Source organism: Bradyrhizobium sp. GW821-FHT13H05 (assembly GCF_058804065.1).
On record NZ_JBXAPO010000003.1, the window covers coordinates 403,521 to 425,608 of the forward strand.

The window sequence follows — 22,088 nt, forward strand, 5'->3', positions numbered from 1 at the left end:
CGATGGACAAAATTCTCGAAGCCGCCAAGGCGATCGCGCTGGCGCGGCGCAACCATGCGCCGCTTGCCGCGCTCGAGGTTCCTCCGGCCGACGAGACCGAGGGTTACCAGGTGCAGCGCGCGCTGCACGATCTGCTGCTGCCGCATGTCGGCCCGCTCGTCGGCTACAAGATCGGCTGCACCAGCCAGGTGATGCAGGAGTATATCGGCATCCCCCACCCCTGCGGCGGCGGCGTGTTCCAGAAGGGCGTGCATGAGAGCGGCGTGAAGCTCGCCGCCTCCAAATATGTCCGGGTCGGCGTCGAATGCGAGATCGCGGTGCGGCTGAAGCGTGACCTTGCCGCTGGCGAGGCGCCGTTCACGGCCGAATGGGTCGGTGAGGCCGTCGAGTCCTACCATCCCGCGATCGAGATCGTCGACGACCGCTACGTGAAGTGGGAGACGATGGGCGCGCCGACGCTGATCGCCGACGACTTCTTCGCCGCCGGCTGTGTGCTGGGGCCGTCCGTTCCGCGCTCGTCGGTGCCGGATCTGAAATCGGTCAAGGGCCGCGCCATCGTCAACGGCGAGGAGGTGAGCCAGGGCACCGGCGCCGACGTGCTCGGCCATCCCCACAACGCACTTGCCTGGCTCGCCAATCATCTCGCCGCCGACGGCAAGGGTTTGCATGCGGGACAGCTCGTGCTGACGGGGAGCCTGGTGAAGACGCTGTGGCTGAAGGCCGGCGACAAGGTCCGGATGGAGCTGGACGGGCTTGGCGTGGTGGAGGCGGAGTTTACGTGAGCTCTCGCCGCTGTCATTGCGAGGAGCTCTTGCGACGAAGCAATCCAGACTGTCACTGCGGCGGCAGTCTGGATTGCTTCGCTGCGCTCGCAATGACGGAGTTCGGGGCACTATCTGGTCCTTCAATCCACATCGCAATTGCAGACACGCCTTCGTATCCTCGCGGCATCTTCCGCCCGAGCTTTGCAATCGTTCCGCCCCCTGAAGATCAAGAAGGCGCAGGGAAGGCCGGGCGCCGGCTGGCACCCGAAGTCCCGCGTGTGCTGGAGAACGCGCACGGGGTGGACAACAGGTGAACCGGTCGCCCGGCCTTCCCTGCGCGATGGTTTGAACGGTGTCCTTCGTGCTCTCCCCGGGGAGCGATGCACTATTGCCCCCGTCGCCATTGCAGATGGCTGATGCGCGCGCCCGGTCGGGCAACTCACATCACCGCAAGACTTGACGCACAGACCCCGGGCGTCAGGACCACACGACTTCTCCGTCCGCGCACATCCTCGCTGGCCCCTCGATGGCTGGCGTGCGCTCGCCATCGAGACCAAGCGTAAGACGCTGTCAGCGCCGTGTCGTGCCGCGCGTGCGACTGCTCACGGTTTCCCGCCCTGCAGCCAACCTCGCGCGCCGACGCCGTCGCGGCCACCGCATTCCATTCCTCGTGTCGTGACGGTCGCGAGACGCCCTCTTGTGGACTGGAACGAAACAGGAACATAATGAGATGGTCGGAGCGTGTCAACAAGAATTTCTAAAATCCGAAAATTCTGAAATTGAAAATTGCTCACGCAGATTGAGTTTTAATAGCGAAACTACTATATTCCTGGAGTGGGAATGCCCGGTCGTAAGCCGACAATCTGGATTGGCTTCTCACTGGCGGATCTGCGGGCATTCCCGGACGAGGTTCGCCGCGTCATGGGATTTGCGATCGACGATGCGCAGAACGGTTTGGAGCATCCGCGCGTCAAGGCGTTGAAAGGATTTGGCGGGCGGAGCGTGCTTGAAGTGGTCGATGACTTCGATGGCGATACCTTCAGGGCGGTTTATACGGTTCGCTTCGCAGGCGTGATCTATGTCCTGCATGCCTTTCAGAAGAAGTCGAAGAGAGGGATCGAGACGCCCAAGCATCACATTGATCTCATCAGGACGCGGTTAAAGCTCGCGGAGGCTCACTACCATGAGAATTACGGCAAGGGGACCGCAGATGAGCGATGACAAAAGCATCACGATCGGCAGCGACAATGTGTTTGCCGATCTCGGCTTTGCCAATCCCGAGGAAGAGCTGCTCAAGGCCAAGCTCGTTCGTAAAATTCGAGATATTCTCAAGCGTCGGAAACTCACTCAGGCAAAGGCCGCAACCTTGCTCGGTTTGAAGCAGCCGGACGTTTCCAGTCTTGTTACCGGTCGGGTCGGCAAGTTCTCGATCGAACGTCTGGTGCGGTGCCTGGATCGGCTGGACTACAAGGTCGATCTGGTCGTGCGCCAGAAGCCGCGGCGCGCGTCGTCGCGGGAAGCAGTTGCCTGAACGATCGAGAGTCTTTCCGCGGGCGCATTTCTGGATTGCTTCGCTTCGCTCGCAATGACGGACCTTGGTGTGGCGGCGTCGTTACGATTGCGAGGACCTGAGCCGCAGCTCGCGGCCCGTGCTCGCACCACCGCCAAAATACATGCGGCCCTCGCCAGGGGAGCTAGCGAGGGCCGCGTCGTACATCGTCGTTCGCGCCTAGGTTCGCGAACACGATGTGGGAGCTCGGGAGAAAGTTAGAAGGGCAGCAGCACGTCCATGACTTGCTGGCCGTAGCGCGGCTGTTGCACGTCCGTGATCTGGCCGCGGCCGCCATAGGCGATGCGGGCCTGGGCGATCTTGGTGGAGTCGATGGTGTTGTCGCTCTGGATGTCTTCGGGGCGGACGATGCCGGCGACCACGAGCTCGCGGATCTCGTAATTGACGCGGATCTCCTGCTTGCCCTCGACCACGAGGTTGCCGTTCGGCAGCACCTGGGTCACGACGGCGGCGACGTTGGTCTGCAACGCTTCCGTGCGGTTGACCGAGCCCTTGCCGTCGCTGGAGGCGCTGGAGTCGGCGGTGAGGATGCGGCCGGGCAGCACCTTCTGCGCCTGCGCGCCGAGGGTCTTGGCACCGATGAAATCGGTGATGCCCGAATCTTCCGAATTGGTGCGGCTGCGCTGGGTCTCGTTGGCGATGTTGGCCTTGTCGGTGATGTTCACGGTCACGGTCAGGAGGTCGCCGACATGGGTCGCGCGCTGATCCTTGAAGAAGGCGCGGCTGCCGTTGCGCCACAGCGAGTTCGGATTGTAGGAGGCGACTTCCGGCTTCGGCATCGGCATCTGCACCGGCTTGTAGCCGGGCTGCGTCGTCGGATTGTCGATCGCGGACAATTTCGGCTGCTCGCCGATCTGCGACAGGCGGTCGATCGAAGAGCAACCGCTTGCCAGCGCGCAAGTTGCCAGCAGCAGGGCAGAGATCGCGATGCGACGAAGACGGGAAGCCGAACTGAACGAGGACATGACTTACTCTGACTTGGCTGGAGCTTGCGAGACGCGGACTTGCGGGATCTGGGCTTGTGCGACTTGAGCCGGCGACGCGGGGGCCTGGACCAGGCTCCGGACGAGGGCTGCAGTATCGACGGGTGCGGGCGCCTCGTCGCGCTTGAGCGAGGAGGTCTGCTCGACCGCGGGCGCCATCGGCGCGGACTGGCTCGCGCCCTGGATCGTGACCTGGCCGCGGCCGGTGACCGTACCGGTCAGCGTCCGCTTGGTCTGCAGGTTGACAACGCTGACGGTGTCGCCCTCGGCGCCGCTCTCGATCGCCTTGCCGCGCGTGGTGAGGTAGAGGCCCGGCACCTGGTAGATGATGGTGACGTTCTGGTCGCGCTGCACGAAGTCGGGCTTGACGATGTCGGCGACGCGGATCGGCGTGCCCGCCCGCATCGGCCGGCGCAGCTGCATGCCGACGGTGCGGTCGCGCGAGGCGGCCTCGCCGGCGACCTCGGCCCTCGGCCGGCGCTCCAGCGTGACGTCGGAGGATTTCAGGAGATCGGCGCGGTCGATGTCGCGCGTCAGCACCGCCACTTCCACGGTCTCGATCGCCGAGCCCGTGAAGCGCAGCTTGGTCGGCGTCGGGTTGTTGTCGTTGTTGACCTCGAAGGCGATGTCGAACCGGCCGCTGCGCGCATCGTAGCGGGTTGCGACCGGCTGGAGTGCGCCGGTGTTGGAGGCATCCAGCCGCATCTCGGAGACGCCGCGGTCGAAAGTGACGGTGATGTTGGCGGCCTCGCCGAGGCCGAAGCGGCGCTCGAGCGCGGACGCCACCGCGTTTTCGAGATCCTTGTTGGCGAGGGTGCGGGAGAGACGGGTAACCTGGACCTCCTTGATGTCGCCGGTCATCACGCCGATCACCTGTTTTGCGCGCAACACCGACAGGACCTGTGCGACCGGCAGCGCGCCGGTGGTGCCGAGATCGGGCGAGCGGTAGATCGGGATCAGCGCGGCCGACCCGGCATTGTCGATGAGGTCGCCGACCCGCACCACGTCCGAGGTCACGGTGACGTTCGCGCGCAGCGTCGGCGCTGCGATGACGTCGTCGGCGGCCTGCGCCGGCAGCGCCAGTGCGAGCAGGACGGAGAGCGTGGCAAGAGTGGTTCGGATCATCGTCATCACCTCAGCGGAACAGCGCCGTGGTCGATTGCATCATCTGGTCGGCGGCGCTGATGACCTTGGCGTTCATCTCGTAGGCGCGCTGGGCAGCGATCAGGTCGCTCATCTCCGAGACGACGTCGACATTGGCCTGCTCCAGGCTGCCCTGCGTGATCTTGCCGTAGCCTTCGGAGTTCGCGGTGCCGTCCTGCGGCGGACCTGAGGAGGGCGTCTCAGTGAACTGATTGCTGCCCACGGGCTGGAGGCCGGCCTTGTTGATGAAGCGCGTCAGGCCGATCTGTCCCTGGACGGTCGAGGTCGTCGAACCCGGCAGCGTCACCGAGACCTGGCCCTGCTCGTTGACGGTCAGGCCGGAGGCGTTGTTCGGGATGGTGATGGTCGGCTGTACCGGGTTGCCCTGCGCGGTGACGACGCGGCCCTGATTGTCCATCTGGAAGGTGCCGTCGCGGGTGTACTGGAAGGTGCCGTCGGGCATCAGGATCTTGAAGAAGCCTTCGCCCGAGACCGCGAGGTCGAGATCGTTGCCGGTCTGCGACAGCGTGCCCTGCGTCATGCTGCGCGGTGTGCCGACGGTCTTGACGCCGCCGCCGATGTCGACGCCGACGGGCACGATGGTGCCCTGGTCCGAGGCCTGCGCGCCGACGCGGCGCACGTGCTCGTAGATCAGATCCTGGAACGCCGCGGTCTGCTTCTTGAAGCCGGTGGTGCGCAGGTTGGCGATGTTGTTGGAGATGACCTGGACGTTGAGTTCCTGGGCCGCCATTCCGGTCGCAGCGGTGTGGAGCGCTTGCATGTCAGTGATCCCCTAATCAGGCCGGAACGTCGGCGAGCTTTTCGATCGCCGATTTGTGGAGGTCGCTCTGCTGCTGGAGCAGGTTGGCAATGGCGGTGTAGCTGCGCATGACTTCGACCATGCGGCTCATCTCGCCGACCGAGTTCACGTTCGACTTCTCGATGTAGCCCTGGCGCACCACGGACTTGGTGTCGGCCTGGGCGGTGGCGGAGCCGGCGGCATAGAGGTTGGCGCCGAGCTTGGTCAGCTTGGCCGGATCGTCGAACGAGGCCATGCGGATCTTGCCGCGGATCGAGTCGGTCTTGGCCGTGCCCTCGAGCACCGTGACGGTGCCGTCGGGGGCGATGTTGATGTCGTGGTCGGTCGGCTGGAAGGTGATCGGGCCGCCGGTGCCGAGCACGAGGTTGCCGTCGGAGGTGACGAGCTGGCCGGTGCTGCTGAGCGAGAATTTGCCGTCGCGGGTGTAGCGCTCGGTGCCGTTGGCCTGCACCGCGAAGAAGGCGTTGCCGTCGATCGCCATGTCGAGCGGGTTGTTGGTCGCCTCCATCGGCCCCTGGCCGACGTCGCGGAAGGTGCCGCGGTCCTGCACATAGGAGACCCGGCGGTCGGAACCGATGAAATTGTCCTCACGCGCGTTCGAGTTGAGAAACTCCTCGAACAGCGAATGGTCGGCCTTGAAGCCGTTGGTGTTGGCATTGGCGACGTTGTTGGCGACGACATCCATCTGCCGTTCCAACGTCATCTGCCGTGACAGGCCGATCAGAAGCGCGTTCTGCATCGGAAATCTCCCCTGAGTGAGATCTGCCTCCTCGCTCTCCCAAGCGCCTAGGCGGACCCCGTGAACGAGACTGTCAGGTTCTCCCAAACCGTTCGGTCTCGGTCCTCTCTCAGCGAAAGCCGTGCCAACTCGAAAAATTATTTAATATCAACGTGTTGATGATTTTTCGAGGGCGCGGGCAGGCGGCAGAAAGGTTCTGTTAGCCATGTTTGCCCGGCAGATTTTTCCTAGTGGAGGCCCAATCGAAAGAAACCGTTAACCATTATTACCGTAGCGTTTGCGAGTAATAGGAGCGCATTGCGCTGGGGCATTTGTATCGCGTCACTGTCTGCCAGGGGGCTCGCTCTTTCGATTCCTTTAAGAGATGAGCGAGCCGGGCGACCCATGGCAGAGAATGAAGCGGAAGGCGGCGCAGCCGCTGAGGGCGCAGAAGCCGCTCCCCCGAAGAACAAGCTCAAGCTCATCATCATGGCGGTCGGCCTGCTCGCCGTTCTCGGCGGCGGCGCTGCAACCTGGTTCTTCTTCTTCCGTCACGGCGACGACGAGCATCATGCCGAGGCGGCCCCCCCGCCGAAGCCGCCGGCCTTCGTCGACGTGCCCGACATCATGGTCAACCTCGCCGGTGCGCCGGGCGAGCGCGTGCAATATCTGAAGCTGAAGATCGTGCTGGAGCTGAAGGAAGAGAAGCAGATCGAGGCGATCAAGCCGACGATGCCGCGCGTCACCGACATCTTCCAGACCTATGTGCGCGAACTGCGCTCCTCCGACCTCAACGGCTCCGCCGGCATCTTCCGCCTCAAGGAAGAGCTGACCAAGCGTGTCAACGCGGCGGTCGCACCGATCCAGGTCAGCGCGGTGCTGTTCAAGGAAGTCGTGATCCAGTGATGATGCTGCGGAAGGTAACAGGCTAGCGTCATGGCCGGCAACGAGCAAATGGACCAGGATGCGATTGCCGCCCAATGGGAGGCGTCGCTCGATTCCGAGGATCCCGCGGAGGCGGCAAAGGCTGCTGCCGAAAACGAATTATCCGAGACCATGGCCCTGCAATGGGCGGCCATGGTCGAGGACGGCAGCCGCGATCTCGGCGCTGGCAAGAATTCCGGCGAGCGGGTGCTGTCGCAGGAGGAGATCGACAATCTGCTCGGCTTCGCGGTCGGCGACGTCACGCTCGACGACCACAGCGGCATTCGCGCGATCATCGATTCGGCGATGGTCTCCTACGAGCGTCTGCCGATGCTCGAAATCGTCTTCGACCGCCTGGTGCGGCTGCTGACGACGTCATTGCGCAATTTCACCTCGGACAACGTCGAAGTCTCGCTCGACCGCATCACCTCGGTGCGCTTCGGCGACTACATGAACTCGATCCCGCTGCCGGCCGTGCTCTCGGTGTTCAAGGCCGAGGAGTGGGACAATTTCGGCATGGCGACGGTGGATTCGAGCCTGATCTACTCGATGATCGACGTGCTGCTCGGCGGCCGCCGCGGCTCGAGCCAGCTCCGCATCGAGGGCCGGCCCTACACCACGATTGAGACCGAGCTGGTCAAGCGGCTGGTCGAGGTGGTCTTGATCGACGCCGAGCAGGCGTTCCGGCCGCTGTCGCCGGTCACCTTCACGATCGACCGGCTCGAGACCAATCCGCGTTTCGCCGCGATCAGCCGTCCCGCCAACGCCGCGATCCTGGTGCGCCTGCGCATCGACATGGAAGACCGCGGCGGCAACATCGAGCTGTTGCTGCCCTATGCGACCATCGAGCCGATCCGGGGCGTCCTGCTCCAGATGTTCATGGGCGAAAAGTTCGGCCGCGACCCGGTTTGGGAAGGCCATTTCGCCACCGAGATCGGCCAGGCCGAGATCGCCGTCGATGCCGTGCTCTACGAGGCCGACATCCCGCTCAAGCAGCTGATGCGGCTCAAGGTCGGCGACACGCTGCCGCTGGACATGCGCGCCGACGCCAACGTGACCGTGCGCTGCGGCGACGTCACCCTGACCGAAGGGCGGATGGGCCGGGTCGGCGACCGCGTCGCGATCCGCGTGACGAAACCCCTGCGCAAGCCAAGTACGACACTTGCGATGTTCGAGAAGGTTGACGAGCAGAACAAGATGATGGAGGCCCCATGAACCACTCCCTGGGAATGGCGATCGAGACGCTGGTGGCTATCTTGCTGATGCTCACGATCGGCTACTGTATCCTGCTGAACAAGCGGCTGACGCGGCTGAAGGCGGACGAGCATTCGCTGAAGGCCGTCATCGCCGAGCTGATCACGGCGACCGAGATCGCCGAGCGCGCGATCGGCGGGCTGAAGCTCGCGGTGCGTGACGTCAACGAGAACCTCGGCAGCCAGCTTGCGGCGGCGACGCAGATGTCGGACCAGCTCTACAAGCAGCTGGGCGAAGCCGACAACGTGGTGCGGCGCCTGTCCAAGATCGCGATCGCCGCGCGCCCCGTGACCAATCCGGAAACGGTCGCCGTGCCCACGGCCAAGCCCTCGTCGGCAAAGGCAGTGGCGGCTGCGGCCGAGGCCTTCTCCGAGCGCCGACGATCCAACGGCCTCGCCGCATAAAGTCAGGGTATGAAGTCCTTTCGTAACATCCGCGTCATTCCGGTCGTCCTGTTCGCCGTCGCAGGTCTTGCCACGCTCAAGGTCGCGGGCCTCGTGATCAACGGCGGCTATGTGTTCGACTACAAGCCGAACCAAGCCAAGAAGTCCTGGGCGCAGGAGAATCTGAACTTCCCGACCGGCCGCGAGGATCTTGACATCACCGGATCGACCCATGGCGCGCCGAAGGAGGCGCCCAAGCCGGCTGCTCCCGAGACCAAGCCGGAAGGTACCGTGGTCAAGGTGGAGGAGGCCCAGCCGCAGGTCTCGGCCTCGGAGCGCGCCATCCTCGAACGCCTGCAGTCGCGCCGCCAGGAGATCGAGGCCCGCCAGCGCGAGATCGACATCCGCGAGAGCCTGCTCAAATCCGCCGAGAAGCGCATCGAGAACAAGGTCGAGGAGATGAAGGCGGTGGAAACCCGCATCTCCGCGACCCAGGCCGAGCAGAAGGCCGCCGAAGCCCAGCGCATGAAGGGCCTCGTCACCATGTATGAGGGCATGAAGCCGAAGGACGCCGCGCGGGTGTTCGACCGGCTCGAGATGGGCGTGCTGATCGAGATCGCCTCGGCGATCGCGCCGCGAAAGATGTCGGACATCATGGGCGTGATGTCGCCGGAGGCCGCCGAGCGCCTGACGGTCGAAATGGCCCGCCGGGCCAATGGCGGCGGGGATCAGTCCGCCGCGGCCGGAGATCTGCCCAAGATCGACGGCAAGCCGACGCAAAAGCCGAATTGAGGGCTCATACTTAAGAAGCCCTTAATTGGCAAAACCTACAATCGACGGCATGGGCCGGCAGCAGTGCCGGCGTGGGCCGTCGAAACGGAAGACATGCCGCCAATGGCGCAGAAGGCTGCCGATGGATTGTGGTCGCGAGCCCGCGCTTTGGCGCGGGGGCTGTCGCGTCATGTCCGCACGGCGCCGCTGGTGGCGGCCTGCCTGCTGATCGGCTTCGGTGCGCCGGTCCGGGCCGCCGATACGGTCCGGGGCGAGGCGACCTTCTCGGCCGGCGGCGGCTTTGCCCGTCTCGTCATCAAGCTTGGCGAGGACGTTCCCTCCGAGGTGACGACGGCCGGCTCCATCCTGATCATCCGCTTCGACCGGGCGGTCGATGTTCCCGTCGACCGCGTTCCGGAAGGCGCGCCCGACTACGTCAACTCCGCCCGCCGCGATCCCGATGGCGGCGCCATCCGCCTGTCGCTGGCGCGGCGCGTCACCGTCAACACCATGAATGCCGGCGAGCGCACCTTCATCGACCTGCTGCCGGAGGGCTGGAAGGGGCCACCGCCGAGCCTGCCCATGGACGTGGTCAAGGAACTCGCCGAGCGCGCGCGCGTCGCTGAACGTGCGCTGCGCGCCCAGCGCGCCGCGGCCGAGACCAAGAAGCGTCCGCCGATCCGTGTGCGCGCCTCGGTGCAGCCGACCTTTGTGCGCTTCGTGTTCGAGATGCCCGACGGCGTCGGCGTGTCCTCCGTGCTCAACGAGCAGAAGCTGACGCTCGCCTTCAACGCCAATCTCAGCTTCGACCTGGCTGACGCGGTCGTTGCCGCGCCGCCGAACGTCGCCTCGATCAAGCAGAAGGCCGACATCGACCAGACCAATGTCGAGATCGCCCTGATCGGTGATTCCGACGTGCACTCCTTCCGCGACGAGAAGAACTACGTCGTCGACGTCTCCTTCCAGCCGGACAAGGGCAAGATGGCCGCAACGCCCGAGGCGGCGATCGCGGCCGCCAAGCCTGCCGGCCACGGGCCTGCGCCGGCGCCTGAGAAGCCGGTGGCCGAGAAGCCGAAGGACGCTCATCGCGAGATCGCGCCGCCGACCTCGGAGACGATCGCACGCGAGGCCAGGATCGACATCAAGCCCGAGGTGAAGCCGGAGACTCCTGCCGCCGAAGCGCCCAAGGAAACGCCCAAGGAAACACCGAAGGAAACACCGAAGGAAACGGTCAAGGAGGTCGCGAAGCCCGCGCCGCCCGTGGCCGAAGCTCCGGCCGCGCCCGCCAAACCCGCGGTTGCCGAAGCGCCCAAGGAGGTCGCGAAGGACACGCCGAAAGAGGCAGCCAAGACAGAGGCGAACGCAGACGCGAAAGTAGAGGCCAAGCCCGCGCCCGCCGAGGCGCCGCCCGTGGCCAGTGTCGATGCGCGCCGCGACAGCGACGGCTTGCGCGTCACGTTTCCGCTTCAGGTCTCGACGCCTGCGGCGGCGTTCCGCCGCGGCGATACCGTCTGGCTGGTGTTCGACACGCCGAAGCCGATCGATGTCGAGGCGATCCGCACCAGGGGCGGCGCGATGATCGGCGAGGTCGGCCGCATCCCGCTCGACAAGGGGCAGGCGGTGCGCATCCGTCTCACCCGGCCGCTGGTCTACTCGCTGACCAGCGAGGAGGTCGGCAAGGAGACCAACTGGCTGCTGACGCTCGCCGACAAGATCCAGGCGACGCCGCTGCCGCTGATGATGTCGCGCAACATCACCGATCCCGCGCTCGCCAACATCGCGATCCCCTTCGCCAATCCGGGCCTCCTGCACAAGCTCACCGATCCCGATGCTGGCGACATGCTCTATGTCGTCACCGCGCAGCGGCCGGTGCGCGGCTTCATCAAGCGGCAGGACCTCGTCGATCTCTCGCTGCTGGAATCCGCCCACGGCATCGCGATCCGGCCGAACTCCGACGACGTCGGTGTCGAGGTCGGGTCCGACAAGGTCATTCTCGGCAAGAAGGGCGGGCTGACATTGTCGCCGGTCGACATTTCCGCCGAGCGTGCGCCGACCGCAGTGCGCCCGATCTTCAGCCCCGAAGGCTGGCGCAAGGGCCAGTCGGAAAACTTCGTGACGCGCCAGAGCGATCTGATCACGGCGATCTCGGCCGTCGAACCGGCGCTGCGCTCGCTGCCGCGGCTCGACCTCGCGCAGTTCTACATGTCGCGCGCGATGTATCACGAGGCCAAGGCCGTGACCGAATTGATGCTGAGCGATCCGCTCAACAAGGAGGAGAGCGGCGCGCTGATCATGCATGCGATCGCGAGCATCCTGATCGGCCGGCCGGCGCAGGGCCTGAAGGACCTCGCCAATCCCGTGATCGGCAACAGCCACGACTCCCAGCTCTGGAAGGCGCTCGCTTATGCGCGCCAGGGCAAATGGGCGGACGCGCGCGAGAAGTTCAAGAACGTCGAATTCGCCATTGCTTCGCTGCCGCTCGACGTCCAGCGCATCGTGACCATGGATGCGATGCGTGCCTCGCTCGAGGTGAAGGACTATGCCGGCGCCTCCAAGCGGCGCAGCGAGCTCGAGATCGTCGGCGTCTCGCCCGAGGCCTCGCCGGGCTTCGCCGTGCTGCGCGGCAGGCTTGCCGAGGCGCTCGGCCACGACAAGGACGCGCTCGACGACTACAAATTCGCGGTCGCCTCGAATGACCGGCCGGCGGCGGCCGAGGCCAAGCAGCTCGAGGTGGCGCTGCGGCAGAAGCGCGACGAGATCGGCAAGGAAGACGCGCTGCGCGAGCTCGAGACGTTGTCGATGACCTGGCGCGGCGACTCGATCGAGGTCAAGACGCTCCAGATGCTGTCGCAGATGTATGCCGAGAACGGGCGCTACCGGGACGCGCTCACCGCGGCGCGTACGGCAACCAGGCTTCAGCCGAACGCCGAGGCCTCGCGCCAGGCGCAGGATCTCGCCTCCGATCTGTTCACGCAGATTTTCCTCGGCCCGAAGGGCGATGAACTGCCGCCGGTCGAGGCACTCGGGATGTTCTACGAGTTCCGCGAGCTGACGCCGATCGGCCGCCGCGGCGACGAACTGATCCGGCGTCTCGCCGACCGTCTCGCCTCGATCGACCTGCTCGACCAGGCCGCCGAGCTGTTGCAGTATCAGGTCGACCACCGTCTGGAAGGCGCTGCCCGCGCCCAAGTCGCCGCGCGCCTGTCCATGATCTATCTCGCCAACCGCAAGCCCGACATGGCGATCTCGGCGCTGCGCGCCAGCCGCATCAGCGATCTCTCCGGCGAACTCAGGCAGCAGCGCCTGCTGCTGGAAGCCCGTGCGCAGAGCGACGTGGGCCGTCACGACCTCGCACTCGACATCGTCTCCAACGTCAATGGGCGCGAGGTGCTCCGCCTGCGCTCCGACATCTTCTGGGCGGCGCGGCGCTGGCGCGAATCCGCCGAGCAGATCGAGCTCTATTACGGCGAGCGCTTTCGCGACTTCAAGCCGCTCAATGCGGTGGAGAAGAGCGACATCATCCGCGCCGCCGTCGGTTACGCGCTTGCGGACGACTCGATCGGCCTGTCGCGCTTTCGCGAGAAATACGCGCCGCTGATGAGCGAGAGCGCCGACCGTCTCGCCTTCGACATCGCGAGCAAGCCGGCCGCGGCCTCCAGCGCCGAATTCGCCGAGATCGCCAAGCTCGCCGCCAGCGTCGACACGCTCGACGGCTTCCTGCGCGAGATGAAGCAGCGCTTCCCCGACGCGACCGCCCGCGCACCGACCGCCCCGCAGGCCAAGGACGAGACCGAGCATACCGGCTCGCTGCCCACGATCCCGGTCGTGCGGCAGATCAAGATCACGCGCTAGGAACCCTGCTACCTCCAGTCCTCTCGACAGGTGCCGCGCAAGACGGCAACCTGCCGCCCCTTCATGCCGGGAGAGGAATATGAGCAAGCCTGCCAAGACCGAAGCCGAACTCATCGCCATGGCGCGGGCCGAATTGAAGGCCCATGTCGACGGCCCCGACGGACTCGCCATCTCGATTATCCGCGACGGCGACAGCTGGGAGTTCCGCGCCGATGCCGACCAGGCGACGCGAGACCGGCCCGGCTTTCCCGAAAGTGTCGCCATGCTGGTGCAGATCGGCGATCACCTCCGCAAGCAGTATGACGTGAAGGGGTAGGGGCGAGCGCCGCGCGAAGCGCGGCCCGGCCGGCCGCCACATGCTCCGTCATTGCGAGCGCAGCGAAGCCATCCAGACTGCTTCCGCGGCGGCAATCTGGATTGCTTCGTCGCAAGGGCTCCTCGCAATGACGGGGAGAGGGCAGAGGTTATCGCTGGGTGCGTGGTGGATGCATCAGCCCGGCTACCCCCCGTAACTCTGCACCAGGCTTCCCGCCACCAGTGACCAGCCGTCGACCAGCACGAAGAAGATCAGCTTGAACGGTAGCGAGATCGTCGCCGGCGGCAGCATCATCATGCCCATCGACATCAGGACCGAGGCGACGACGAGGTCGATGATCAGGAAGGGCAGGAACAGCAGGAAGCCGATTTCGAAGGCGCGCTTCAACTCGGAGATCATGAAGGCCGGGACGAGGATGCGCAGCGCGAGTTCGTCCGGCGTCGCCGGCGGTGGCTCGCCGGAGAGGTCGAGGAACAGCTTCAGGTCCTTCTCGCGCACGTTCTTCTGCATGAAGCCGCGCAAGGGAACGGAGGCTCGCTGGAGTGCGTCCTCGACGCCGATCTGGTTGGCGACGAGCGGACGGATGCCGTCGTCGTAGGATTTTTGCAGCACCGGCCCCATCACGAAGAAGGTCAGGAACATTGCGAGCGCAATGATCACCGAGTTCGGTGGCGCGGTCGCCGTGCCCATTGCGGTACGCAACAGCGACAGCACGACCACGATACGCGTGAACGACGTCATCATGATCAGGATCGACGGCGCGATCGACAGGACCGTGAGCAGCGCGATCAGCTGGATCGCGCGCTCGGTGACACCGCCACCGCCAGGGCCCCCGCCGCCGAGATTGATGCTGATGTCCTGCGCATGCGCAAGGCCTGCGAGCGAAGCCGCGCCGATCAGGACAGAAAGAAAAAGAACTCTACGCGGGAGGGCCGGCAGCCTCACGAAGACGGCTTCGGACGGCCGAGCAGTGAGGCCATCTCGTCTTCGAGATTTTCAAAGCTGGTCTTCTCCGCGGCAGGCTTCGGCGGCGGGGCCGGTGGCGCCGGCGGCTCGCCGCGTACCGCGCGCGGGGGCGCGGCGGGCGGCTCCGGCGCAACCGGAGGCGCGACCGTTTCGCCGGCCGGGCGGCGCAGCGCAGCCTCTAACCGCTGCGCCATTTCGGCAAGATTCTGCTCGGCGCTCGAGGGTGCGGCAGGCGCGGGTGCCGGCGGAGGCACGGGCGGAGCCTGTGGCACGGGCGGAGGTGGCGGCGGCGTAGCCGCGCGCTCGGCGCGCACCGGCGGTACCTTCACCGGCTCGCTCTGGCGCGGCGGACGCGGCATCAGCGGCGGCTCGCTGCGGGCAACGCGTGGCGGCATCGGCTCGGGCCGCAGCTCGCGCTCGGGACGCGGCGCAAGCGGCTCGGGCGAAAACCCGGCCAGCGGCGGCTCGTTGCGGCGCTCGGCCAAAGTGGGGGCGGGCCGGCGGACCTCGTCGGCGAAGGAGGGACGCGCGGGCCGCGGCGGCGGCTCGGGCATTTGCGGCTCGGGATGATCGAGCAGTTCGGGGCGCGGGGCTTCGTCCGCCCAGCTGCCGGCATCGGGCATCGGCGCGAGGCGCGGCGGTTCGGCCGCGTTGGAACGCTGCGGGAGCTGGTCGCGGCCGGGCGCGGCGCGCACGATGTTGGGTTCGACGACGATGTCGGTGGGGCCGCCGATCATCAGGAGATGCTCGACATTGTCACGCCGGACCAGCACCAGGCGCCGACGGCCGTCGACCGCGGCCGCATCGATCACGGCGAGGCGGGGCATCCTGCCGCGCTGCGTGTTGGCGCCGAGCCGCGTGGTCGCGAATCGACGGACCAGCCAAGCGGCGACGCCGATCAACGCCAGAACGACGATGAACGCGACAATGAAGGTGATAGGGCTACCGTTCATACCTGTCCCCGGCAAATGGCGCTTCTTTCGTGCCCATGGTCAGATGCGCCAACCATCGGCGTAGGATGCCCCAAACTGCGATTTCTTAATGTCCCACGGCAAGTTTTGCCGTCCCCAACTCTTAATAACCTATGAATCGCTCGATCCAAAACGACTTCTTGGCCCGTGCATGCGCCGCCAAGCGGTTGGGTTAATGCCACTTTTGGAAGCGTAGAATCACGGGGCTCGAGGTCGTGTCCCGTCGGGAGACAGGGATCTGTGGCATCCTTAACCACCTGTTAACCATACACGCGGCAAATTCTGCCTAGCTTCGGACACAGGTCCGAGGGCGGAAGGAGCCGCGACGATGTCCATCAATGACCTCCCGGTGCTGTCGGCGCTTCGCACCAAGATGCAGTGGCACCAGGAGCGCCAGCGCGTCCTGTCCGAGAACGTTTCCAACTCCGATACGCCCAAATTCCGGCCGCGCGACCTGGTCGAGCCGAAGCTCGACAAATCAGGCGCGGTCACGGGCTCGATGGGCCCTTTGGCAATGACCGTCACCAGCGGCTCCCACATGACGCCGTCTGGCGCCGCCTCCGGATTCGACCAGAACAAGAATGCAGGCTTCGAGACCCGCCCTGCGGGCAACGCCGTCAATCTCGAAGAGGAGATGATGAAGGCCGCCAGCAACCAGATGGATTATGCGGCGGCGACGTCGCTCTATTCGAAGAGCTTGCATCTGCTCAAGACCGCGATCGGCAAGGGCTAGAGCATGGTCCGGGAACAGAAGAGCTAGAGGAGGCGCATCATGGCGAATGACAGCAGCGATTTTGCCCGCTCGATGGCCATCGCGACCTCCGGCCTGCGCGCGCAGGCCGGGCGCATGCGGGTGATCTCGGAAAACATTGCCAATGCGGATTCGACCTCGCAGAGCGCCGGCGGCGATCCCTACCGGCGCAAGGTGCCGACCTTCTCCTCCGCGCTCGACCGCACCCTCGACGCGCAGGTGGTCACGCTCGGCAAGATCAAACCCGACCAGTCCAACTTCCGCGTCAAATACGAGCCGAACAATCCGGCCGCGGATGCGACCGGCAACGTCAAATATCCCAACGTGAACTCGGTGGTCGAGATGACCGATATGCGCGATGCGCAGCGGTCCTACGAGGCCAATCTCAACATCATCAGTGCGACGCGCCGGATGATCCAGCGCACGCTCGACATCCTCAAGAGCTGAACAGGACATCTGAGCCATGGCATCACCGTCAATCGCAGCCAACGCCTATGCCAACCTTGCCCGCGTGCTGGAGAACAGCGGCGCCGGCAAGGGCAGCGAGCCGAGTGGGCAGTCCTTTGCGTCGCTGCTGAAGGACGCTGTCGGCAGCGTCATGGAGTCCGGCAAGAAGTCCGACGCGCAGACGGTGGCGATGGCCGCCGGCAAGGCCAACGTGATGGACGTGGTGACGGCGGTCGCCGACACCGACGTTGCGGTGTCCACGCTGGTCTCGGTCCGCGATCGCGTGATCGCGGCGTACGAAGACATCATGAAGATGCCGATCTGATTTGGCGCTGGCGCTCGCCCCGAGCGTCATTGCGAGCGAAGCGAAGCAATCCAGAGTCTTTCCGCAGGCGGCAGTCTGGATTGTTTCGCTTCGCTCGCAATGACGGGGGAGAGGGCGTCTGTTCCTCGCCGAAGTGGCGGGGATGAAGCTCGAATAAAGGAAGTTTGAAATGACCGGACCCGAGACCCTCGACGTCGCGCGTGATGCGATCTGGACCATTGTGATCGTGTCGTCGCCGCTGATGGTGGTCGGCCTCGTGGTCGGCGTGGTCGTGTCGCTGTTCCAGGCGCTGACGCAGATCCAGGAGCAGACGCTGATCTACGTGCCGAAGATTTTGGCCATCTTCGCCACGATGCTATTGGTGCTGCCGTTCATGGCCGACGCGCTTCATTCCCACATGCTGCGGATCTCGTCGCGAATCATCGGCGGCTGAGGCACAATGCGCTCACCATGCGCATCGACGTCTCGCTGCTGCCGGCGCTCGCCGCTTCCTTCATGCTCGCCTTCGCCCGGGTCGGTGCGATGGTGATGCTGTTGCCGGGGCTGGGCGAGACCAACATCCCGACGCGGGTGAAGCTGTCGATCGCGCTGCTGCTCACGCTGATCATCCTGCCGCTGCATCGCAATGCCTATCATGTCGACATGGAGTCGATCGCGCCGCTGCTGGTTCTGATGCTGCATGAGATCGTGATCGGCATCGTGCTCGGCGCAACCGCGCGGGTGACGCTGTCGGCGCTCCAGGTCGCGGGTGCGGTGATCGCGCAGCAGATGGGGCTTGGTTTCGTCACCTCGGTCGATCCGACGCAGGGACAGCAAGGCGTGCTGGTCGGCAACTTCCTGACCATGCTCGGTGTGACGCTGCTGTTTGCCACCGACAGCCATCATCTGGTGATCGCGGCGCTGAACGACAGCTACGCGATCTTCTCGCCGGGCGAGACCGTGTCGAGCGGCGACGTCGCCTCGCTCGCGACGCGGGCCTTTTCCGCTGCGTTCCTGCTCGGATTGCAGCTTTCGGGGCCGTTTTTGGTGTTCGGCCTCGTCTTCAATATCGGGCTCGGCGTGCTGGCGCGCCTGATGCCGCAGATGCAGGTCTATTTCGTCGGCGTGCCGCTGTCGATCTTCGCCGGCTTCCTGGTCCTCGGCGTGGTGCTGACGGCCATGATGGGCACTTATCTCGACTACTTCATCGGTGTGATGCACCAGATGATGCCGCTCAAGTAGGTGATCGATGGCGGAAGACAACGATCCAGAGAGTCAAACAGAAGACCCGACGCAAAAACGTCTCGAAGAGGCGCTCGAACGCGGTGACGTTGCCAAGAGCCAGGAGATCAACACCTGGTTCATGATCGCTGGCGGCACGCTCGTGGTCTCGACCTTTTCAGGGTCGGTGGGCACCGGGTTGATGACGCCGATGCGCAACCTGCTCGCCAATTCCTGGATGATCAAGACTGACGGCAGGGCTCTGCTCGCGCTGATGCAGCAGATCGAAGTCGCGGTGCTGGCGGCGATCGGCGTGCCCCTCTTGATGCTGGTGCTGGCGGCGATTGCCGGCAACATGCTGCAGCACCGCCTGGTCTGGTCGGCTGAATCCCTCAAGCCCAAATTCAGCAAGCTGTCGCCTGCCGAGGGCCTCAAGCGCATCTTCGGCAAGCAGGCGGCGGCGAACTTCCTCAAGGGCCTCGGCAAACTGATCGTGCTCGGCGCGGTCATGACCACGATCCTGTGGCCGGAGCGGCATCGCATGGAAGCGATGGTCAAGCTCGACCCGGCCGCCATGCTCGGCGCCACCACCAGCCTGACCATTCACCTGCTCGGTGCGGTGGTTGCGGCGCTCGCGATCATCGCCATCGGCGACTATTTCTTCCAGTATCGGAGCTGGTTCCAGCGGCAGAAGATGTCGCTCCAGGAGATCAAGGACGAGTTCAAGCAGTCCGAAGGCGACCCCCACATCAAGGGCAAGATCAGGCAGCTGCGGCAGCAGCGCTCCAAGAAGCGCATGATGGCCGCGGTTCCCAAGGCCGCCGTGATCATCACCAACCCGACCCACTATTCGATTGCGCTGTCCTACGAGCGCGGCATGTCGGCGCCGATCTGCGTCGCCAAGGGCGTCGACAACCTCGCCTTCAAGATCCGGGAGATCGCGCGCGAGCACGACATCCCCATCGTCGAGAACGTGCCGCTCGCCCGCGCGCTCTACGCCACCGTCGACATCGACCAGGAAATCCCGACCGAGCACTACCATGCGGTCGCCGAGGTCATCGGCTACGTCATGCGGCTGAAGCGCGGATTCGGCGCCGGGCGGGGATAATATGCCCGAAAAGTACCGGAAATGGCCGTAATCTGGGAATCAGCGTACCTTTCGCTCCTGCTGCCCTTGCGCCTGCGGGTCCGATTCAGGCAGGGAGGACCCCGCGTGCCCCGTAGCGCGTTGATTCTCTGCCGACAGGCTGCGCCAGTTTGAGATGACTGCCGAGACCGACCACGACCTCACGCGAGAGCCCGTTGCGGCGCACGAGCCGTCGCCGCGCTCGGGCAGCATTGCGCTGGTGCTGCTGGTGGCCGCCGCCCTCGTTGCGGTTGCCGTCGGGCTGATGACGCTCGGCCGCGCGCAGGCACAGCCTTATATCCTCGGCATCCTCGCCGTGTTGGCGATGGTCGGCCTGTTCAACCTGTTCGCCTTTGCCGCGGGCATCATCCGCTTCGTCGACCGCAATCTCGACGATCCCGTGATGGGGCGTATCGCGGATCACGCCTTCGACGGGCTCGCGGTCACCGATCCGCGCGGCCATGTGGTCTATTCCAATGCGGCCTATCTGACGCTGACCGGTGCCACCGGCCGGCAGGATGTGCGTCCGGTCGAGCGCGTCTTCATCGGCAATCCCGATGTCTCCGAGGCCGTGTTCCGTTTGCTGAAAGCTGCCCGCGAGGGCAAGCGCCAGCAGGAAGAGGTGCGCATCGCCGGCCATGACGGCAGCCAGGGCCGCTGGCTGCGCATGCGGGTGCGCCCGCTCGGCACCGGCAAGCGCGAGTCGAAATACGCGGTGTGGTCGATCGCCGACATCACCCGCGACCGCGAGCGCCAGGAGGACGTGTTCCAGGAGCTCCAGCACGCGATCGAATATCTCGATCACGCCCCTTGCGGCTTCTTCTCGGTCAATCCGGCCGGCGAGCTTGCCTATGTCAACGCGACACTGGCGAACTGGCTCGACTACGACCTCGCCGAGATCGGTTCGGGCGGCTTGAAGCTCACCGATATCGTCTCCGGCGATGGCGCCTCGCTGCTCACCTCGATCGTGGCGGTGCCGGGCGAGGTGAAGACCGAGGTCTTCGACATCGACCTGCGCATGCGTACCGGCAAGACCATGCCGGTGCGGCTCTATCACAAGCTCGCCTTCGGCGCCGACGGCGCGCCGGGGCCATCGCGCACACTGGTCATCAGCCGCGCCCGCGACGAGCGCAGCGATCCGGACCGCGCCGCCGAAGTGCGGTTCATGCGCTTCTTCGACCATACGCCGATGGCGATCGCGACCGTCGATCGTGGCGGCAATGTCGTGCGTGCCAATGCGCGCTACGCCAAGCTCGGGCAGGCGCTCGGGCTCGACAGCGCCTCCAAGTCGATCTTCCGCGCGGTCAATGCGCGCGACCGTCATTTGCTGATCGCGGCCATCAACCAGGCCGCCGAGAACCATGCCGACATCGCGCCGGTCGAGGTGGCGCTGGAAGGAACCAAGGAGCGCTGGGGCCAGTTCTTCGTCACGCCGGTGGACGCGGCCGAGAACGAAGCGGAAGCCGCCATCGTGCACATGCTCGAGACCACCGAGCGGCGCGCGCTGGAGAACCAGATCAACCAGTCGCAGAAGATGGAGACGGTCGGCCAGCTCGCCGGCGGCATCGCTCACGACTTCAACAACGTGCTGTCCGCCATCATGATGGCGAACGATTTCCTGCTGAACGCGCACAAGCCGACCGACCCGTCGTTCCAGGATATCATGCAGATCAAGCAGAACGCGACGCGCGCCGCCACGCTGGTGCGGCAGTTGCTCGCGTTCTCGCGCCGGCAGACGCTGCGGCCGCAGGTGCTCGATCTCGGCGATGCGCTCTCTGACCTCGCGATGCTGCTGCGGCGGCTGATCGGTGAGAAGGTCAAGCAGGAGACGATCCATGGCCGCGACCTGTGGCCGGTGAAAGTCGACGTCTCCCAGTTTGAACAGGTGATCGTCAACCTCGCGGTGAATGCGCGCGACGCCATGCCCGACGGCGGCAAGCTGATCATCCGCACCGCCAACGTCACCACCGAGGAAGCGGGCAAACTCGCCTACAAGGGCATGCCGGCCGCGGACTATGTGCGGATCGAGGTGGCCGATACCGGCACCGGCATCCCCGCCGATATTCGCGACAAGATTTTCGAGCCGTTCTTCTCGACCAAGGAAGTCGGCAAGGGCACCGGCCTCGGGCTCTCGACGGTCTACGGCATCGTCAAGCAGACCGGCGGCTTCATCTACGTCGATTCCGAGCCGGGGCAGGGCACCTCGTTCCACATCTTCCTGCCGCGCCATCACGCCGAGCCGGAGGTGCAGGTCGAGCAGCCCGCAGCTGTGGTCAGCGCGACCAATGGTGCCGCGAAGGAAGCTGCCGCAGCGGAGGCGAAGCCCCGTACCGATCTCACCGGGCAGGGCACCATCCTGCTGGTCGAGGACGAGGAAGGCCTGCGCGCCCTCAACGCACGCGGCCTGCGCTCGCGCGGCTACACCGTGGTCGAGGCCGAGAACGGCGTCGAGGCGATGGAAGTGCTGGAAGAGCAGAGCGGCGGCATCGATCTCGTCGTCTCCGACGTCGTGATGCCGGAGATGGACGGCCCGACGCTGCTGAAGGCGATGCGCGAGAAGAACCCCGACATCAAGTTCATCTTCGTTTCCGGCTACGCCGAGGACGCGTTCGAGAAGAGCCTGCCTGAGGGCCAGCAGTTCGACTTCCTGCCAAAGCCGTTCACGCTCAGCCAGCTCGTGGCGGCCGTGAAGGAGACGATGGCGAAGCAGGGGTGAGGCCGCCGCGCGCGCTCGTCATTGCGGGCGCAGCGAAGCAATCCAGTCTGCCTCCGCGGAAACAGTCTGGATTGCTGCGTCGCAAGGG

The 22,088-nt window shown here is 65.3% G+C and carries 22 protein-coding genes; 16 read left to right on the forward strand and 6 right to left on the reverse strand.

What is annotated here, in order from left to right; translation table 11 throughout:
• Positions 1-2: 2 nt before the first annotated feature.
• The 3 genes from AC1RR3_RS10700 (at position 3) to AC1RR3_RS10710 (ending at position 2,295) form a co-directional block, all read left to right on the forward strand.
• Entirely contained in the window at positions 3-782 is a 780-nt protein-coding gene (locus AC1RR3_RS10700) for a 2-keto-4-pentenoate hydratase (protein ID WP_492822175.1), read from the forward strand.
• Between the two features lie 822 nt (positions 783-1,604).
• The gene (locus AC1RR3_RS10705; RefSeq protein WP_492822177.1) at positions 1,605-1,985 is read left to right on the forward strand and encodes a type II toxin-antitoxin system RelE/ParE family toxin; all 381 of its coding nucleotides are present in this window, start codon (positions 1,605-1,607) and stop codon (positions 1,983-1,985) included.
• Positions 1,975-2,295, forward strand: a complete 321-nt coding sequence (locus tag AC1RR3_RS10710) for a helix-turn-helix domain-containing protein (RefSeq protein ID WP_492822179.1) — start codon at positions 1,975-1,977, stop codon at positions 2,293-2,295. Before AC1RR3_RS10705 ends, AC1RR3_RS10710 begins: the two co-directional genes overlap by 11 nt.
• Before the next feature lie 236 nt (positions 2,296-2,531).
• Here AC1RR3_RS10710 and flgH read toward each other — a convergent pair whose 3' ends face one another.
• Genes flgH through flgF form a run of 4 tightly spaced genes read right to left on the reverse strand, consistent with a single transcriptional unit; the run spans position 2,532 to position 6,019 of the window.
• Positions 2,532-3,299 (reverse strand): flagellar basal body L-ring protein FlgH, encoded by a 768-nt coding sequence (flgH, locus tag AC1RR3_RS10715; RefSeq protein ID WP_492822181.1) that lies wholly within the window; start codon positions 3,297-3,299, stop codon positions 2,532-2,534.
• Positions 3,300-3,302: 3 nt separating this feature from the next.
• Positions 3,303-4,442 (reverse strand): flagellar basal body P-ring formation chaperone FlgA, encoded by a 1,140-nt coding sequence (gene flgA, locus AC1RR3_RS10720; RefSeq protein ID WP_492822183.1) that lies wholly within the window; start codon positions 4,440-4,442, stop codon positions 3,303-3,305.
• 10 nt (positions 4,443-4,452) lie between these two features.
• A complete protein-coding gene (flgG, locus tag AC1RR3_RS10725; RefSeq protein ID WP_492822185.1) occupies positions 4,453-5,241 on the reverse strand; it encodes a flagellar basal-body rod protein FlgG in 789 nt (262 codons plus the stop codon).
• Between the two features lie 16 nt (positions 5,242-5,257).
• Positions 5,258-6,019, reverse strand: a complete 762-nt coding sequence (flgF, locus tag AC1RR3_RS10730; RefSeq protein ID WP_492822187.1) for a flagellar basal-body rod protein FlgF — start codon at positions 6,017-6,019, stop codon at positions 5,258-5,260.
• A 384-nt stretch (positions 6,020-6,403) separates the two neighbouring features.
• Between flgF and fliL the strand changes: the two genes are divergently transcribed.
• The 6 genes from fliL (at position 6,404) to AC1RR3_RS10760 (ending at position 13,498) form a co-directional block, all read left to right on the forward strand.
• On the forward strand, positions 6,404-6,904 hold the full coding sequence (gene fliL, locus AC1RR3_RS10735) for a flagellar basal body-associated protein FliL (RefSeq protein ID WP_492822189.1): 501 nt from the start codon (positions 6,404-6,406) through the stop codon (positions 6,902-6,904).
• Between the two features lie 30 nt (positions 6,905-6,934).
• Positions 6,935-8,137, forward strand: a complete 1,203-nt coding sequence (gene fliM, locus AC1RR3_RS10740; RefSeq protein ID WP_492822191.1) for a flagellar motor switch protein FliM — start codon at positions 6,935-6,937, stop codon at positions 8,135-8,137.
• Positions 8,134-8,580: a DUF6468 domain-containing protein gene (locus AC1RR3_RS10745; RefSeq protein WP_492822193.1), complete on the forward strand. Its 447-nt coding sequence runs from the start codon at positions 8,134-8,136 to the stop codon at positions 8,578-8,580. Before fliM ends, AC1RR3_RS10745 begins: the two co-directional genes overlap by 4 nt.
• Positions 8,581-8,589: 9 nt before the next feature.
• Positions 8,590-9,351, forward strand: coding sequence for a MotE family protein (locus AC1RR3_RS10750; RefSeq protein WP_492822195.1), 762 nt, complete (start codon positions 8,590-8,592; stop codon positions 9,349-9,351).
• Positions 9,352-9,453: 102 nt separating this feature from the next.
• Positions 9,454-13,182: a tetratricopeptide repeat protein gene (locus AC1RR3_RS10755; RefSeq protein ID WP_492822197.1), complete on the forward strand. Its 3,729-nt coding sequence runs from the start codon at positions 9,454-9,456 to the stop codon at positions 13,180-13,182.
• Positions 13,183-13,261: 79 nt separating this feature from the next.
• The gene (locus tag AC1RR3_RS10760) at positions 13,262-13,498 is read left to right on the forward strand and encodes a hypothetical protein (RefSeq protein ID WP_492822199.1); all 237 of its coding nucleotides are present in this window, start codon (positions 13,262-13,264) and stop codon (positions 13,496-13,498) included.
• A gap of 183 nt (positions 13,499-13,681) precedes the next feature.
• On the opposite strand, the gene fliP is transcribed toward AC1RR3_RS10760, so the two are convergent.
• A complete protein-coding gene (gene fliP, locus AC1RR3_RS10765) occupies positions 13,682-14,443 on the reverse strand; it encodes a flagellar type III secretion system pore protein FliP (RefSeq protein ID WP_492822201.1) in 762 nt (253 codons plus the stop codon).
• Entirely contained in the window at positions 14,440-15,417 is a 978-nt protein-coding gene (locus AC1RR3_RS10770; RefSeq protein ID WP_492822203.1) for a flagellar biosynthetic protein FliO, read from the reverse strand. The genes fliP and AC1RR3_RS10770 overlap by 4 nt, the downstream gene beginning before the upstream one ends.
• 346 nt (positions 15,418-15,763) lie before the next feature.
• On the opposite strand from AC1RR3_RS10770, the gene flgB reads away from it, so the two are divergent.
• The 7 genes from flgB (at position 15,764) to cckA (ending at position 22,000) form a co-directional block, all read left to right on the forward strand.
• On the forward strand, positions 15,764-16,168 hold the full coding sequence (gene flgB / locus AC1RR3_RS10775) for a flagellar basal body rod protein FlgB (RefSeq protein ID WP_492822205.1): 405 nt from the start codon (positions 15,764-15,766) through the stop codon (positions 16,166-16,168).
• Positions 16,169-16,207: 39 nt separating this feature from the next.
• Positions 16,208-16,633, forward strand: a complete 426-nt coding sequence (gene flgC, locus AC1RR3_RS10780; protein WP_008142415.1) for a flagellar basal body rod protein FlgC — start codon at positions 16,208-16,210, stop codon at positions 16,631-16,633.
• A gap of 16 nt (positions 16,634-16,649) precedes the next feature.
• Entirely contained in the window at positions 16,650-16,958 is a 309-nt protein-coding gene (gene fliE, locus AC1RR3_RS10785; protein ID WP_492822207.1) for a flagellar hook-basal body complex protein FliE, read from the forward strand.
• Between the two features lie 169 nt (positions 16,959-17,127).
• Positions 17,128-17,391 carry a flagellar biosynthesis protein FliQ gene (gene fliQ, locus AC1RR3_RS10790; protein WP_492822209.1) on the forward strand — a complete coding sequence of 88 codons (264 nt, stop codon included), beginning with the start codon at positions 17,128-17,130 and terminating at the stop codon, positions 17,389-17,391.
• Positions 17,392-17,408: 17 nt separating this feature from the next.
• Positions 17,409-18,179, forward strand: coding sequence for a flagellar biosynthetic protein FliR (fliR, locus tag AC1RR3_RS10795; protein WP_492822211.1), 771 nt, complete (start codon positions 17,409-17,411; stop codon positions 18,177-18,179).
• A 7-nt stretch (positions 18,180-18,186) separates the two neighbouring features.
• The gene (flhB, locus tag AC1RR3_RS10800; protein WP_492822213.1) at positions 18,187-19,266 is read left to right on the forward strand and encodes a flagellar biosynthesis protein FlhB; all 1,080 of its coding nucleotides are present in this window, start codon (positions 18,187-18,189) and stop codon (positions 19,264-19,266) included.
• A gap of 154 nt (positions 19,267-19,420) precedes the next feature.
• The gene (gene cckA / locus AC1RR3_RS10805) at positions 19,421-22,000 is read left to right on the forward strand and encodes a cell cycle histidine kinase CckA (protein ID WP_492822215.1); all 2,580 of its coding nucleotides are present in this window, start codon (positions 19,421-19,423) and stop codon (positions 21,998-22,000) included.
• The last annotated feature ends 88 nt before the right edge of the window (positions 22,001-22,088 follow it).

What these genes read in the sequence shown, in the direction of transcription:
- AC1RR3_RS10700 (WP_492822175.1), top strand. Translation starts at nt 3, where the DNA reads ATGGACAAAATTCTCGAAGCCGCCAAGGCGATCGCGCTGGCGCGGCGC.
- AC1RR3_RS10705 (WP_492822177.1), top strand. Translation starts at nt 1,605, where the DNA reads ATGCCCGGTCGTAAGCCGACAATCTGGATTGGCTTCTCACTGGCGGAT.
- AC1RR3_RS10710 (WP_492822179.1), top strand. Translation starts at nt 1,975, where the DNA reads ATGAGCGATGACAAAAGCATCACGATCGGCAGCGACAATGTGTTTGCC.
- flgH (WP_492822181.1), bottom strand. Translation starts at nt 3,299, where the DNA reads ATGTCCTCGTTCAGTTCGGCTTCCCGTCTTCGTCGCATCGCGATCTCT.
- flgA (WP_492822183.1), bottom strand. Translation starts at nt 4,442, where the DNA reads ATGATCCGAACCACTCTTGCCACGCTCTCCGTCCTGCTCGCACTGGCG.
- flgG (WP_492822185.1), bottom strand. Translation starts at nt 5,241, where the DNA reads ATGCAAGCGCTCCACACCGCTGCGACCGGAATGGCGGCCCAGGAACTC.
- flgF (WP_492822187.1), bottom strand. Translation starts at nt 6,019, where the DNA reads ATGCAGAACGCGCTTCTGATCGGCCTGTCACGGCAGATGACGTTGGAA.
- fliL (WP_492822189.1), top strand. Translation starts at nt 6,404, where the DNA reads ATGGCAGAGAATGAAGCGGAAGGCGGCGCAGCCGCTGAGGGCGCAGAA.
- fliM (WP_492822191.1), top strand. Translation starts at nt 6,935, where the DNA reads ATGGCCGGCAACGAGCAAATGGACCAGGATGCGATTGCCGCCCAATGG.
- AC1RR3_RS10745 (WP_492822193.1), top strand. Translation starts at nt 8,134, where the DNA reads ATGAACCACTCCCTGGGAATGGCGATCGAGACGCTGGTGGCTATCTTG.
- AC1RR3_RS10750 (WP_492822195.1), top strand. Translation starts at nt 8,590, where the DNA reads ATGAAGTCCTTTCGTAACATCCGCGTCATTCCGGTCGTCCTGTTCGCC.
- AC1RR3_RS10755 (WP_492822197.1), top strand. Translation starts at nt 9,454, where the DNA reads ATGGCGCAGAAGGCTGCCGATGGATTGTGGTCGCGAGCCCGCGCTTTG.
- AC1RR3_RS10760 (WP_492822199.1), top strand. Translation starts at nt 13,262, where the DNA reads ATGAGCAAGCCTGCCAAGACCGAAGCCGAACTCATCGCCATGGCGCGG.
- AC1RR3_RS10770 (WP_492822203.1), bottom strand. Translation starts at nt 15,417, where the DNA reads ATGAACGGTAGCCCTATCACCTTCATTGTCGCGTTCATCGTCGTTCTG.
- flgB (WP_492822205.1), top strand. Translation starts at nt 15,764, where the DNA reads ATGTCCATCAATGACCTCCCGGTGCTGTCGGCGCTTCGCACCAAGATG.
- flgC (WP_008142415.1), top strand. Translation starts at nt 16,208, where the DNA reads ATGGCGAATGACAGCAGCGATTTTGCCCGCTCGATGGCCATCGCGACC.
- fliE (WP_492822207.1), top strand. Translation starts at nt 16,650, where the DNA reads ATGGCATCACCGTCAATCGCAGCCAACGCCTATGCCAACCTTGCCCGC.
- fliQ (WP_492822209.1), top strand. Translation starts at nt 17,128, where the DNA reads ATGACCGGACCCGAGACCCTCGACGTCGCGCGTGATGCGATCTGGACC.
- fliR (WP_492822211.1), top strand. Translation starts at nt 17,409, where the DNA reads ATGCGCATCGACGTCTCGCTGCTGCCGGCGCTCGCCGCTTCCTTCATG.
- flhB (WP_492822213.1), top strand. Translation starts at nt 18,187, where the DNA reads ATGGCGGAAGACAACGATCCAGAGAGTCAAACAGAAGACCCGACGCAA.
- cckA (WP_492822215.1), top strand. Translation starts at nt 19,421, where the DNA reads ATGACTGCCGAGACCGACCACGACCTCACGCGAGAGCCCGTTGCGGCG.